Raw genomic sequence first — 13,391 nt, forward strand, 5'->3', positions numbered from 1 at the left:
CCCTCGGTCCGCATCAGGTGGTAGCCCCCCACCTGCGCTGCCAGCCGGCCGGCGACCTCGCTCATCGGCGCCAGCAGCGGCAGCGTGCCGTCGGCGGTCTGCACGGTCTCGTAGGCGATCGACGTCGTGCCCGACGCCAACAGCGCGTCGGTGCACGCGCGGGAGGCGGCCAGGTGCAGGTAGGTGAACAGCACCTGGGTGCCCCGCAGGAGCCCGTACTCCTGGGGCGTCGGCTCCTTGACCTTGAGCAGCAGGTCGGCCTCGCCCCACACCTGCTCGGCGGTGGCGGCGAGTTGGGCGCCCGCCGCCTTGAACTCGTCGTCCGGGATGGCCGACCCCTCGCCGGCGCCCGCCTGGACGATCACCTCGTGGCCGCGGTGGGTCAGTTCCGCGACGCCGGCCGGGGTGATCGCCACCCTGAACTCGTTGTTCTTGGTCTCGGTCGGAACGCCGACTCGCATGCTTCCCCTAGCCTCGAGCTTCGGGTTCCAGAGTAGGCTCGCCCGGCCGCATCTGCTGGCTATGATCGGCCGATGACCGATCCGTGCGTGGCGGCCGCCGTTCATGTCGACGCCCGCCCCGACGAGGTGTACCGGCTCCTCACCGACCTGCCGACGCTGGCCTCGCTCGCCGAGGAGGCGGTCTCGATGACGTGGCGCAAGGGTGATGCCGCCCGGCCGGGGGCGGTGTTCACCGGCCACAACCGCAACGGCGGGCACAGCTGGACCACCACCTGCACGGTGACCGACGCCGAACCGGGCCATCGCTTCGGGTTCGACGTGCGGTATGCCTTCATCCCCATCGCGCGCTGGCAGTACGACGTGGTCGAGGCCGACGGTGGTTGTCGGGTTACCGAGAGCACGTGGGACCGCAGGCCGGGGTGGTTCCGCCGGTTCGCCGGCCGGGCCACCGGCGTGAGCGACCGGCCGGCCGCGAACGCCGAACACATCCGGCTGACCCTGCAGCGGCTCAAGCAGCGCGCCGAGGCCCGCGGGCGATGACCGCGCGGGACCCGAGCGTCGCCGTCGTCGGGGCCGGCATGTCGGGCATCTGTGTGGCGATTGCCTTGCTGCGCAACGGGATCACCGACGTCACCGTCTACGAGAAGGCCCCCGACGTCGGGGGCACGTGGCGCGACAACACGTACCCGGGCCTGTCCTGCGACGTGCCCTCGCGGGTCTACCAGTACACCTTCGCCCGGAATCCGGACTGGACGCACCTGTTCTCGCCCGGCGGCGAAATCCAGGACTACTTCCGCGGTGTCGCCGACCGCTTCGGGCTGCGGCAGCGCATCCGGTTCGGCACCGAAATCGTCGACGCCCGTTTCGAAGACGGGCGGTGGACGTTGCGCACCGACTCCGGGGCGGAGTCGACGGTCGACTTCCTGATCTCGGCCACGGGCGTCCTGCACCATCCGCGGATGCCGTCGATCGCCGGACTCGACGACTTCGGCGGGCATGCCTTCCATTCCGCGCGGTGGGATCACTCCGTCGAGCTGCGGGGTCGCCGCATCGCCATCGTGGGCAACGGATCGACCGGCGTGCAGCTCGTCTGCGGTCTGGCCGGTGTGGCGGGCAGGGTCATGCTGTTCCAGCGCACCGCGCAGTGGGTGGTGCCGATGCCGAACCCGCGCTACTCCCGCCTGGTCGGCAGCGCCTACCGGGCCGTTCCGTGGCTTGACCGGGTGGCCTACCGGACATACAGCCTCTTCTTCGAGACCTTCGCCGGCGGGCTCACCAAGCCGGGCCTGCGGCGACGGTTCATGGGGGCGTTGTGCCGCGCCAACCTGCGCCGGGTGCGCGACCCGGGGTTGCGTCGCGCGCTCACCCCGGGCTACCAACCGATGTGCAAACGGCTGGTGGTCGCGGGCGGGTTCTACCGGGCGATGCAGCGCGACGACGTCGAATTGGTGACCGCTGGAATCGACCACGTGGAGCGCCGCGGAATCGTCACCGACGACGGCGTCCTGCACGAGGCGGACATCATCGTGCTCGCCACCGGGTTCGACACCCACGCGTTCTTCCGGCCGATGCGGCTCACCGGCCGCGACGGGATCGCCGCCGACGACGTGTGGCGGGACGGGCCGATGGCCTACCAGACGGTCGCGCTGCCGGGCTTCCCGAACTTCTTCATGATGCTGGGCCCGCACAGCCCGGTCGGGAACTACGCGCTGACGGCCGTGGCCGAGTCGCAGGCCAACCACATCGTCGGGTGGATAAAGCGTTGGCGCCGAGGCGACTTCGACACCATCGAGCCGACCGCCGCGGCGACCGAGCGGTTCAACGCGCGGCTTCGCGCGGCCATGCCGGACACCGTGTGGACCACCGGCTGCGACAGCTGGTACCTCAACAAGGACGGGGTGCCCGAGGTGTGGCCCTTCACCCCGGCCGCGCACCGCGCCATGCTGGCGGACGTCGACGCCGGGCAGTACGACCTGCGCCGGCACGCCACAGCCGGCTGAAACCCGGCATCGAGCGCTCGGCGGCGGGGCCGCCGGGTGACGGGGTGGTTCTATACTTCTGAGCACTCGAAGGGGGAGGGGGTCGCGATGTCCACTGTCGACGACCGGGCCGCCGGTCCGCACGACCGATCGCTGGACCACGAGCGCATCGTGCTCGAGCCGCGCGACGTCGACTTCGACTGGGCCACGCTGCCGTTCCACTACGTGCCCGGCGAACCATTCACCACCCACATGCTCAACGTCCTGCACATGCTGCTGCCCGCGGGCGAGGAGTTCTTCGTGGACGCGTTCAAGAATGCCCTGCCATTCATCAAGGACGACCAGCTGCGGCTCGACGTGCAGGGCTTCATCGGCCAGGAGGCCGTGCATTCGCGGGCCCACGCCAAAGTCCTCGATCACTTCGCCGCCCACGGCGTCGACGTCACCCCGTACACCGACCAGATCCGCTGGCTGTTCGAGAAGCTGCTGGGGTCCAGGCCGGGCTGGAGCCCGCGGCGGCGGCACAGCTGGCTGCTCGAGCAGGTGTCGCTGGTATCGGCCATCGAGCACTACACCGCGATCCTCGGCGAGTGGGTGCTGAACACTCCCGCCCACGACGCCATCGGCACCGACCCGGTGATGCTCGACCTGCTGCGCTGGCACGGCGCCGAGGAGGTCGAGCACAAGGCCGTCGCCTTCGACACGATGAAGCACCTGCGCGCCGGGTACTGGCGCCGGGCCCGCGCGCAACTGGTGGTCACCCCGGCGATGGCGCTGCTGTGGATCCGCGGCGTGCGGTTCCTGTACTCGGTGGATCCCGAGCTGCCGCCCGGGGCCAAGCCGCGCTGGCGCGACTATTTCCGGGCGGCGCGGCGCGGGCTGCTGCCCGGCCCGCTGCGCTTCGTCCGGGTCGTCGGCGACTATTACCGGCCCGGCTTCCACCCCTCCCAGCTGGGCGGCCTGGGTCCGGCCGTCGACTACCTGGCCGTCTCGCCCGCAGCGCGTGCGGCCCACTGAGCCGTGACTTCCAAGACGAGCGTCACGACGTCCGACGGTGTCACGCTGGCCGTGCACCGCTACACCGAGATCGACCCGCGCCGCCCGACGGTGCTCGCCGTTCACGGCTGGCCCGACAACCACCACGTCTGGGACGGCGTGGCCGAGCACCTGGGCGAGGCGTACCCCGGCCGCTACAACGTCGTCGCCTATGACGTCCGCGGCGCCGGCGAATCATCCCGGCCGGCAAGGCGATCCGGCTACTCGTTCGCCCGGCTGACGTCCGACCTCGGCGCGGTGATCGACAGCCTCGGCGTCCGGCGGGTTCACCTGCTGGCTCACGACTGGGGGTCGATCGCGGCGTGGGACGCGGTGACCGACGAGTCGGTGATGGCGAAGGTCGCGTCGTTCACTTCCGTTTCGGGACCGCACCTGCGGTATGCGGGCCGCTTCCTGCGGTCGGCGCGCAACCCGCGCGCCGGGGGAGGGGTCGCCAGGCAGCTGCTCGGATCGCTCTACATCGCCTTCTTCCTGTGTCCGGGCGTGCCCGAGCTCGCCTTCCGGTCCCGCGTCGGCGTGAAACTCGTTGAGGCGCTCGAACGCATCGGCCGGTCGAGCGCCCGCAGCCGGCGGAGCGCGACGCCGCGGTCCATCGGCGACTACGTCAACGGGCTGGGGCTCTACCGGGAGAACATGCCCGGCCCGATGATCTCGCCTGGGCCGCGACTGCCCGAGACCACCGTCCCGGTGCAGACCGTGGTGCCGCGCGCGGACCTGTTCGTGACGCCGGCCCTGCAGCGCTTCACCGGCGCGGTCCCGGCGGCCGGCCGGGTGGTCGAGATCGAGGGCGGACACTGGGTGGTCACCTCGCGCCCCGACGTCATCGCCCGCCTCACCGCCGAATGGGTCGACCAAATCGAAGGCGGCGCAAGCGCTTCCGCCGCGACGGCGGGGAGCACGCGCGAGATCACGGGGAAGTTGGCCCTGATCACCGGTGGGGGAGCGGGCATCGGCCGGGCCACCGCGGTGGAGTTCGCGCGCCGCGGCGCCCGCAAGGTCGTGATCGTCGACCGCGACCTCGACGCCGCCAACGTCGGCGTCGACGCCGTCCGCGCCGCGTGCGCGCTTGCGGCGGCGTACCGGGTCGACGTGCGCGACGAGAAGGCGATGAACGACCTTGCGGCGCAGGTGCGCTCCGAACACGGGGTGGTCGACATCCTGGTCAACAACGCGGGCATCGGGATGGCCGGGCGGTTCCTGGAGACCAGCCCGGAGAACTGGGACGACATCATCGCGGTCAACGTCCGCGGCGTCATCGCCGGCAGCAGGGCGTTCGGGGCGCAGATGGTCGAGCGCGGACAGGGCGGGACCATCATCAACCTGGCGTCGGCCGCGGCGTTCATCCCCTCGAAGTCCATGGTGGCCTACGGCACGACGAAGGCCGCGGTGCTCGCGTTCAGCGAAGCGCTGCGCGCCGACTTCGCCGACGATGGCATCACCGTCACCGCCGTCTGCCCGGGATTTGTCAACACCAACATCGCCAAGAGCACGATCTACGCCGGCATGACCGACGAACAGCAGGAGCGGGCCCGGCAGAAGGCCGACGCCGCCTACCGGCGCCGCAACTTCACCCCGGAGGCGGTCGCCAAGGCGATCGCGAAGGCCGTCGAGACCGGGGCGCCGGTGGTGCCGATCGCGGCCGAATCCCGTGTCGGCTACGCGATGCGGCGCATCAGTCCCTCGGCGCTGCGCCTGTTCGCCCGCCTCGACATTCGTCAGGGTTGAGTGTGGTTGAGCGGCAGAGCATCTGGGCGAGCCGGCCCGGCGACCTGTACGGCCGGCGCGACCGCGACCGCCTCGGCACGGCGCTGTGGGGCATGCGGGCGCTGTTCGGCGGGTTCGCCGCGGCGTCGCGGTGGGCGCCGTCGCGGGTGCTTCCGGTGCCGCGGGGACTGTCCGCGGTCGTCACCGCACGCGAACTCGTCGCCCCCGACGTCGTCGCGCTGACCCTCGCCGACCCCGGCGGTGGCCTGCTGCCGTCGTGGACGCCCGGTGGCCACATCGACGTGCTGCTGCCGTCGGGCCGGCGCCGGCAGTACTCGCTGTGCGGCCCGCCCGGCCGGCGCACCGACTACCGCATCGCCGTGCGGCGCATCGCCGACGGCGGCGGCGGGTCCGTCGAGATGCACGAGGCCTACCGCGTGGGTGATACCCTCGTGTTCGAGGGGCCCCGCAACGCCTTCTACCTCGGCACCGCAGAGCGCGACGTCCTGTTCGTCATCGGCGGCATCGGCGTGACGCCGATCCTGCCGATGATCCGGGCCGCCGCGCAGCGCGGAATGGATTGGCGCGCCGTCTATGCCGGGCGCGGCCGCGAGTACATGCCGTTCCTGGACGAGGTGGTGTCGGCGGACCCGGATCGGGTGACGGTGTGGGCGGACGACGAGCGCGGCGGCTTCGCCGGCGTCGACGACCTGTTGGCCGGCGCGGGTCCGGCGACCGCCGTCTACGTGTGCGGGCCCAGCGGCATGCTCGAGTCGGTGCGCCGGGCGCGCGACGAGCATGCTTGTGCCCCATTGCATTACGAGCGGTTCAGCCCGGCGCCGGTGGTCGACGGCGTCGCGTTCGAGGTGGAGCTGGCGCGGTCGGGTGAGGTGCTCGGCGTTCCGGCGAACCGGTCGGCGCTCGAGGTGCTGCTCGATCGCGACCCGACCGCGCCCTACTCGTGCCGCCAGGGATTCTGCGGGACGTGCAAGGTGAAAGTGCTTGCGGGGCAGGTTGATCACCGGGGCCGGCTGGCGGTGGGCGACGACGAGATGCTCGTCTGCGTGTCGCGGGCCCGCGGCGAACGGCTCGTCATCGACGCCTGAGCCGGTAACCCAGGTGCGGCACCTGGATGCCCGGCAGCGGCTCCCACGTCAGCGTTCGGCCGTCGGCCTCGAAGTTGTTCTTCTCGTAGAAGCGTCGGCCCTTCGCGTTCTGCTCGGCGACCCACAGGATCGCGTCGCCCGACGGGTGGGCGTCCAGCGCCGCCCCGAGCAGGCGGCCACCGATCCCGTGCCGCTGGCTGTCCTCGGCGATGTAGAGGGCGTCGATCTGCAGCGCGTCCGGGGCGTCCTCGTCGGGCCCGAAGATCGTCACGCCCACCGTCCGGCCGACGTCTTCGGCGATCCACATCGCCCACCCCGGGCGGTTGAGGGTCTGCGGATAGACCTGCGCCACCCAGCGTCGTGCCGGCCCCAGCAGGTCGAGGAGCGGCGGCGTCAGAATCCCCGCCCACGACCTCCGCCAGACCGCGTAATGCATCTGGGCGACGCGGGGGAAGTCGGCCGGCTCGGCCTGCCGGAGCGCGATGTCGGTCACGGGCGTGACTCGAGGTAGGCGGCCAGGGCGTTGGTGAGGCCCCGCCGCGCCATGTCGAGGTCGGCGTAGGAACCCAGCTGGCGCTCGGACACCAGACCGCGCATCGCGCCGGGGATCAGCGCGGCCACCTCGCGGAGCCGCGCCGGGTCGACGTCGAGCCCGGCGAAGGCCTGACGGCAGGTCTCCAGCCAGCTCTTGCCCCAGGACACCAATTCGGCGGCGGTGCGCGGGTAGAGGCGCTCGAGTTCCCGCGGGTCGCGGGGCAGCGCCGCGCGCAGGTTCTCGATCGCGCGGGAATCCGGGGCGGCCAGGCCGCGGTACAGGGTGTCCACGATCGCGCCGACGCGTTCGCGCAGCGGCGCGTCCGGGCGCACCGGCGTCGACAGGGCGGCGAACGTCTCGGCCCGCCGCTCGGCGGTGCGGTGCAACACCGCGGCCCAGAATCCGTCGGTGTCGCCGAACTGGTACTGAACGGCGCCCCAGGTGGCGCCGATGTCCTTGGCGATGCGATTGGCCGACACCGAGCCCGGCTCGCCCGATGCCAGCGACTTGAGCGCGGCCTCGAGCATGCTCTCCCGGGTCGCGTGGCCGCGCCGGTTGGGTCGCCGGCTGGAACGCAGTCCCGCGACGTCGTTGCCCGTCACCGGCTCAGGCTACCATTTTCATAGAGGGTACTGTTATTCTTTGGCGCGTGGAGGACTCCTGGCATGGCTAAGCCGCCGCTGCCGATGAAACCGACCGGCTGGTTCCAGGTCGCCTGGTCCGACGAGATCGGCGTGGGTGACGTCCACACGATGAAGTACTTCGACCAGGAGATGGTCGCCTGGCGGTCCGAGTCGGGCCGGCTCACGGTGATGAACGCCTACTGCGAACATCTCGGCGCGCACCTCGGCTACGGCGGCACGGTCGTCGGCGAGGTGCTGCAGTGCCCGTTCCACGGCTGGCAGTGGAGCGGCGAGGGGCGCAACGTCTGCATCCCCTACCAGGACCACCCCAACCGCGGCAGGCGGATCCGCACCTATCCCGTCGTGGAACGCAACGAGTCCGTCTACATCTGGCACGACGTCGAGCGCCGCGAGCCCTACTTCGACGCGCCCGACGTGTTCGGCGCCTTTCACGACGGCAGCGGTCCGCACGACTACTACCCCCAGCAGCGGCTGTACCGGGAGCGGCTGGAGCTGCACCCCCAGTACGTGCTCGAAAACGGCGTGGACTTCGCGCATTTCAAGTTCGTGCACCAGACTCCGATCGTGCCGGTCTTTACCCGCCACGACTTCGGCGACGCCGTGTCCTTCGTCGACTTCACCATCACCTTCGAGGGCGACGACGGCCAGAAGATCGAGGACGTCAAGAGCGGCGTGGAGGCCGTCAACGGCGGGCTGGGTATCGCGGTGACGAAGAGCTGGGGCATGGTCGACAACCGGACGATCTCCGCGGTCACCCCCGTCGACGAGTCCACCTCCGACGTCCGGTTCATGGTGTACATAGGCCGGCGACCGGCCGGCGATCCGGCCAGGGACCCCGCCCGCGCCGAGGCCAAGGCGGCCGAGTTCGGGCGCGAGGTGATCCGGCAGTTCACCCAGGACATCGAGATCTGGCGGCATCAGCGCTACTCCGACCCGCCCGCGCTCGCCGCGGACGAGTACGAGGGCTTCACCGCGATCCGCGCCTGGGCCAAGCAGTTCTATCCGCAACCCGCATCCCAGAAAGGCTGACCGGAATGAGTGCACCGATCCGCGTCTTCCAGGTGGCCACCGGAAACGTCGGCAAGGAGATGATCAAGCGGATCGCCTCGCGCCCGGACCTGGAACTCGTTGGCGTGCATTGCTATTCGCCCGAGAAGGTCGGACGGGACGCGGGCGAGATCGCCGGGCTGCCGCCCAATGGGGTGACCACGACCGGCACCGTCGACGAGATCCTCGCGGCCAAGCCCGACGTGCTCACCTTCCACGGGGTGTTCCCCGACGAGGACCTCTACGTCACGGTGCTCGAGAACGGGATCAACGTCGTGACCACCGCCGACTGGATCACCGGGTGGCACCGCGACAAGAATCACCCGCACCCGTCGGGCAAGCCGGTGACCCAACTCCTGGCCGAGGCGTGCGAGCGAGGCGGGTCGACGTTCTACGGCACCGGCATGAACCCCGGGCTCAACCAAATCCTCGGGGTGGTGTGCTCGGCCGACGTCGCCGAGATCGAGAACGTCACCACCATCGAGTCGGTCGACGTGTCGTGCCACCACTCCAAGGACACCTGGATCGAGGTGGGCTACGGGCAGCCGGTGGATGACCCGGAGATCCCGTCCAAGCTCGAGAAGTACACCCGCGTCTTCGCCGACAGCGTCCTGATGATGGCCGACTGCTTCGACCTGCCGCTCGACGAGGTCACGTTCAGCTACGAGCTGGGCGCCTGCACCAAGGACGTCGACCTGGGCTGGTACACGCTGCCCAAGGGGTCGTTGGGCGGCAACTACATCAAGTACCAGGGCATGGTCGACGGCGTGCCGCGCGTCGAGACCCACCTCGAGTGGCAGATGACCCCGCACACCGATCCGAGCTGGAACATCAAGGGCTGCTACATCACTCAGATCAAGGGCGACCCGTGCGTCTACAACAAGCACATGATCTTCCCCCGTCCGGGCGTCGACCTCTCCAACCCCGACAACTTCGCCTCCATCGGCATGACCGTGACCGGCATGCCGGCGCTGGCGTCGATCAAGTCGGTGGTGGCGGCGCGGCCGGGACTCATCACCAGCGCCGATCTTCCGCTGCGCGGGTTCGCGGGGCGGTTCAAGATCTAGGGCCGACGGGTCAGGGAACGTCGTCATCGTCGTCCTCGAAGAGGCGCTCCGGATGGTGGTAGTCGTTGGTGCGCGGCCCGCGGTCCAAGTGCGGAGGCGGTATCCACTCGGTGCGCCCGTCCGGGAGTTTCCTTGTCCGCCAGCCCTCGTCGATCAGCTTGTGGTAGGGCGGGCAGGCGAACGTCAGGTTGTCGGCATCGGTGAGGCCGCCGGCAGCCCATTCGGTGACATGGTGCACTTCCGCCCAGTAGCCCGGCACGTCGCAGCCCGGATGTGTGCAGCCGCGGTGCAGTGAATACATCACGACGCGCTGGTCCGGTGACGCGATGCGCCGGGTCCGGCCCAGGTACAGCGGACGGTTCGAGTGTTTGTCGAACACGGCGAGATAGTGATACGCGTGGCTCGCCATCCGGATCAGGTCGCGCATCGGCAACACGGTCCCGCCGCCCGTCACCGCCCGACCGGTCGCCGCGGTCAGTTCCTGAAGCGTCGTGGACACGATGACGGTGACCGGTAAGCCGTTATGCTGGCCGAGCTTTGGATCGCCCAGCTGTCCGCGCACCAGCGCGTTGAGCGCGTCGTGCTGGCGCTGGGCGTGGCTACGGGTGTCCCTGCTGGCGAGCTCGTCGCCCGGTTCCCCGTCGACGCAGGGTTTTTCGTCGTCGGGGTTGCACATGCCCGGAGCGGCGAACCGCGCCAGCCACGCATCGATGTTGGCGCGCAGCTCCGGCGACGCAACCAGCTTTCCGACGCTCATGCCGTCGGCGCGCTGGCCGCACCACGTGAACCCGCGCTGACGGGCACGGTCGGCGTCGGAGAACTTCCCGTCGGGATTCAGCTGCAGCGCGCACCGGTTCGCGGTTTTCTCCAGTTGATCCGGGCGCAGCTTCGTGGCCTGCCGGGCCAGGAACCGCTCGGCCCTCGCGACCGCGTCGACGGGTATGCCGTCCGGCAGGTCGCGGACGAACGTCTGGATCACCCGCAGGTGCTGCCCGTCGAGCATGCCGTCGCGCCAAGCCTTCGCGGTGGCCGGCAGCTCCGGCGGGAGCTCCTCCCCGGTGAGGGTGAGGCGCTTGGACAGCTGCCTGACGTCTCGGACCCGACGGCTCGCCTCGGCCGGGCTGATGCGCAGCCAATCGGCGATCACCTTGTGGACGGGGCCGCCGACGTCCGCGGCTTCCTCCTTGTCCAGGCCCGCGATGACGTCGTGGTTGACCGCGATCTGCCTACGGCGAGAGCTCTCCATCCGCTCCAGCGCCCGGAGCCGCACGACGGGGCTGAGCGCGTCGAAGTTCAGCGTGCCGATCTGGGCGACGGCCGTGTCGAGCGCGTCGAGTGCCGCATCCACATCGGACGGACCCTGTATCGAACGCATGTTCGAATAATAGAGCGCGGTGCCCCGTTTCGGCCGGCCCCGATCCCGCTTCTGTGGATGGATGCGCGACTGTGGATAAGGGCCGGCGCGAAGATGATCCCGCTGGACTGTTTCTCGGGGCAGCGCTGCGGATATTCTCGTGAGGTGCGCGCGAGATCTGGAGTCGCGGCAACCGCGGTCACCGTGGCCGCGGTGCTCGGCGCAGGATGCACGTGTCCCACCGGTTCGGCCGAACCCACGTCCGAGGGTTCACCGTTCCCGATCGGTCAGATGGGCGTGCCCGTGCACGCGCGGGCGGCCAGCGGTGCGACCGCCGACATCACTGTCAACAGTGCGACGTGGTTCCCGCCGGGGTGCGCGTCGCATTTTGCGAGTCCGACGCCCGGCGCCGCGTGCAACGTCGTTGAAATGACCATCACCGCAACGTCCCACCAGTTCTTTAAGTTCAACCATTTCAACATGTTTGCCGGATACGGGGGCGGGAGCCAGCCGTGGACTCATCCCGACGATGCGTTCCGGCCGGCAACGCTTGCCGTCGACTTCCAGAGGCTCGGCAAGATGCCCCCGCTGCAATCGGGCGGCCTTCACGACGGGCAAAGCGCCCACGGCTTCGTCGGCTTCGTCATGCCGACGGCGGGCGACCTGTATGTCACGGTCAATGATCCCGAGCAGGCCGCTCCTTACGCCGAAGCGGGCTTTGTCGTCCACACCTGATCGGCGCGAGACAACCGCGTCTAGGGTGAGAACCATGCGGGTAGGCGTGCTGGGGGCCAAGGGCAAGGTGGGGTCGACGATGGTCGCGGCGGTGCAGGACGCCGACGACCTGACGCTGTCGGCGGAGGTCGACGCCGGCGACCCGCTCAGCCTGCTGACCGACGGCGACACCGAGGCCGTCATCGACTTCACGCACCCCGACGTCGTGATGGACAACCTCGAGTTCCTCATCGGCAACGGCATACACGCCGTCGTCGGCACCACCGGCTTCACCGCCGAACGGCTGGAGCGGGTGCAATCGTGGCTGGCCGACGCCCCCGACACGGCGGTCCTCATCGCGCCCAACTTCGCGATCGGCGCGGTGCTCTCCATGCATTTCGCGCAGCAGGCCGCGCGATTCTTCGACTCCGCCGAGGTGATCGAACTGCATCACCCCCACAAGGCCGACGCGCCCTCGGGTACCGCCACCCGCACCGCCAGGCTCATCGCTGGGGCGCGAAAAGGCTTGCCGCCCAATCCCGATGCCACCAGCACCAGCCTGCCCGGCGCGCGCGGCGCCGACGTCGACGGCATCCCGGTGCACTCGGTGCGCCTCGCGGGACTGGTCGCGCACCAGGAGGTGTTGTTCGGCACCGCGGGTGAGACGCTGACCATCCGCCACGACAGCCTGGACCGCACCTCGTTCGTGCCTGGCGTGCTGCTCGCGGTGCGGCGGATCCGGGAGCGTCCCGGTCTCACGGTGGGCCTGGAGCCCCTGCTCGACCTGCAATGAAATGAACGCCGTCGTACGCATCCAGCTGGTGATCGCCTTCCTCTGTGTGGCGATGTTGACGTATTTCGTGTTGTTGGGGCGCATGGCTTTCGCGATGATCGGCTCGGGGAGGACCGCCGCCGTCGGTCTGGGACTCGCCGTGTTGATACTGCCCGTCATCGGCCTGTGGGCGATGATCGCGACGCTGCGGGCCGGGTTCGCCCACCAGAGGCTGGCACGGCTGATCGCGGCCGACGGAATGGAACTCGACACCGGCGCGCTGCCGCGGCGCCCGTCGGGCCGCATCAGCCGCGACGCGGCCGACGCCCTCTTCGCCGAGGTGCGCACCGAGGTGGAGACCGACCCCGACGACTGGCGCCGCTGGTACCGGCTGGCACGCGCCTACGACTACGCGGGGGACCGGCGGCGCGCGCGGGAAGCCATGAAGACGGCCGTGCTGCTGCAAGGCCGCCCGTGAGCAAGACGCTGCTGATCGTGCACCACACGCCGTCGCCGCACTGCCAGGAAATGCTGGAGGCCGTCGTCGCCGGCGCCACCGACCCCGAGATCGAAGGGGTCGAGGTCGTGCGCCGGCCCGCCCTGACGCTGTCGCCGGCCGACGTGCTCGACGCCGACGGCTACGTCCTGGGCACCCCCGCGAACCTCGGCTACATGAGCGGCGCCCTCAAGCACGCGTTCGACGTCTGCTACTACCCGTGCCTCGACGCCACGCGCGGCCGGCCGTTCGGCCTGTACCTGCACGGCAACGAGGGCACCGAGGGTGCCGAGCGCGGCGTCATGTCGATCACCACCGGCTTGGGTTGGGCGAAAGCCGCTGAGACGGTGGTTGTTTCGGGCAAACCGAACAAGGAAGACCTGGAACAGTGCTGGGAACTCGGCGCCACGGTCGCCGCGCAACTGATGGAATGAAGCGCCACACTCGTGGATCGGC

Annotated in this window: 14 protein-coding genes and 1 pseudogene; 11 read left to right on the top strand and 4 right to left on the bottom strand. The window is 70.1% G+C overall.

Features of this window, described 5'->3' with window-relative positions:
• Positions 1 to 461: pseudogene (locus GPY60_RS20770) on the bottom strand (alanine dehydrogenase); the annotation flags it as partial.
• A gap of 72 nt (positions 462 to 533) precedes the next feature.
• Between GPY60_RS20770 and GPY60_RS20775 the strand changes: the two are divergent.
• The 5 genes from GPY60_RS20775 to GPY60_RS20795 all read left to right on the top strand — a co-directional run bounded on the left by GPY60_RS20775 (position 534) and on the right by GPY60_RS20795 (position 6,306).
• Positions 534 to 1,001, top strand: a complete 468-nt coding sequence (locus GPY60_RS20775) for an SRPBCC family protein (protein WP_156689586.1) — start codon at positions 534 to 536, stop codon at positions 999 to 1,001.
• Complete coding sequence (locus tag GPY60_RS20780) at positions 998 to 2,461, top strand: flavin-containing monooxygenase (RefSeq protein ID WP_156689587.1); 1,464 nt, start codon at positions 998 to 1,000, stop codon at positions 2,459 to 2,461. Before GPY60_RS20775 ends, GPY60_RS20780 begins: the two co-directional genes overlap by 4 nt.
• Before the next feature lie 87 nt (positions 2,462 to 2,548).
• A complete protein-coding gene (locus GPY60_RS20785) occupies positions 2,549 to 3,457 on the top strand; it encodes a metal-dependent hydrolase (protein ID WP_156689588.1) in 909 nt (302 codons plus the stop codon).
• A 3-nt stretch (positions 3,458 to 3,460) separates the two neighbouring features.
• Positions 3,461 to 5,221 carry an SDR family oxidoreductase gene (locus GPY60_RS20790; protein WP_156689589.1) on the top strand — a complete coding sequence of 587 codons (1,761 nt, stop codon included), beginning with the start codon at positions 3,461 to 3,463 and terminating at the stop codon, positions 5,219 to 5,221.
• A gap of 2 nt (positions 5,222 to 5,223) precedes the next feature.
• Positions 5,224 to 6,306 carry a PDR/VanB family oxidoreductase gene (locus GPY60_RS20795; protein WP_156689618.1) on the top strand — a complete coding sequence of 361 codons (1,083 nt, stop codon included), beginning with the start codon at positions 5,224 to 5,226 and terminating at the stop codon, positions 6,304 to 6,306.
• Here the strand turns inward: GPY60_RS20795 and GPY60_RS20800 are convergent.
• Positions 6,293 to 6,742, bottom strand: a complete 450-nt coding sequence (locus tag GPY60_RS20800) for a GNAT family N-acetyltransferase (protein WP_156689617.1) — start codon at positions 6,740 to 6,742, stop codon at positions 6,293 to 6,295. The genes GPY60_RS20795 and GPY60_RS20800 overlap by 14 nt on opposite strands.
• Positions 6,743 to 6,795: 53 nt before the next feature.
• Positions 6,796 to 7,368, bottom strand: coding sequence for a TetR/AcrR family transcriptional regulator (locus GPY60_RS20805; protein ID WP_156689619.1), 573 nt, complete (start codon positions 7,366 to 7,368; stop codon positions 6,796 to 6,798).
• A 138-nt stretch (positions 7,369 to 7,506) separates the two neighbouring features.
• Here GPY60_RS20805 and GPY60_RS20810 point away from each other — a divergent pair, with 138 nt between their 5' ends.
• Both GPY60_RS20810 and GPY60_RS20815 read left to right on the top strand, forming a co-directional pair.
• Positions 7,507 to 8,514 carry a Rieske 2Fe-2S domain-containing protein gene (locus tag GPY60_RS20810; RefSeq protein ID WP_156689590.1) on the top strand — a complete coding sequence of 336 codons (1,008 nt, stop codon included), beginning with the start codon at positions 7,507 to 7,509 and terminating at the stop codon, positions 8,512 to 8,514.
• A 5-nt stretch (positions 8,515 to 8,519) separates the two neighbouring features.
• Positions 8,520 to 9,599, top strand: coding sequence for an NAD(P)H-dependent amine dehydrogenase family protein (locus GPY60_RS20815; RefSeq protein WP_156689591.1), 1,080 nt, complete (start codon positions 8,520 to 8,522; stop codon positions 9,597 to 9,599).
• A gap of 10 nt (positions 9,600 to 9,609) precedes the next feature.
• On the opposite strand, the gene GPY60_RS20820 is transcribed toward GPY60_RS20815, so the two are convergent.
• Positions 9,610 to 10,974: an HNH endonuclease signature motif containing protein gene (locus GPY60_RS20820; RefSeq protein ID WP_156689592.1), complete on the bottom strand. Its 1,365-nt coding sequence runs from the start codon at positions 10,972 to 10,974 to the stop codon at positions 9,610 to 9,612.
• A 93-nt stretch (positions 10,975 to 11,067) separates the two neighbouring features.
• Here GPY60_RS20820 and GPY60_RS20825 point away from each other — a divergent pair, with 93 nt between their 5' ends.
• The 4 genes from GPY60_RS20825 to GPY60_RS20840 are packed head-to-tail and all read left to right on the top strand — an operon-like array spanning position 11,068 to position 13,369.
• Positions 11,068 to 11,688 (top strand): hypothetical protein, encoded by a 621-nt coding sequence (locus GPY60_RS20825; RefSeq protein WP_231639758.1) that lies wholly within the window; start codon positions 11,068 to 11,070, stop codon positions 11,686 to 11,688.
• Between the two features lie 34 nt (positions 11,689 to 11,722).
• Positions 11,723 to 12,460, top strand: coding sequence for a 4-hydroxy-tetrahydrodipicolinate reductase (gene dapB / locus GPY60_RS20830; protein WP_156689593.1), 738 nt, complete (start codon positions 11,723 to 11,725; stop codon positions 12,458 to 12,460).
• Position 12,461: 1 nt separating this feature from the next.
• Positions 12,462 to 12,917 (top strand): hypothetical protein, encoded by a 456-nt coding sequence (locus GPY60_RS20835; protein ID WP_156689594.1) that lies wholly within the window; start codon positions 12,462 to 12,464, stop codon positions 12,915 to 12,917.
• 50 nt (positions 12,918 to 12,967) lie between these two features.
• Positions 12,968 to 13,369, top strand: coding sequence for a flavodoxin family protein (locus tag GPY60_RS20840; RefSeq protein ID WP_197283774.1), 402 nt, complete (start codon positions 12,968 to 12,970; stop codon positions 13,367 to 13,369).
• The last annotated feature ends 22 nt before the right edge of the window (positions 13,370 to 13,391 follow it).

Source organism: Mycobacterium sp. Marseille-P9652 (assembly GCF_902652685.1).
Lineage (GTDB): Bacteria > Actinomycetota > Actinomycetes > Mycobacteriales > Mycobacteriaceae > Mycobacterium.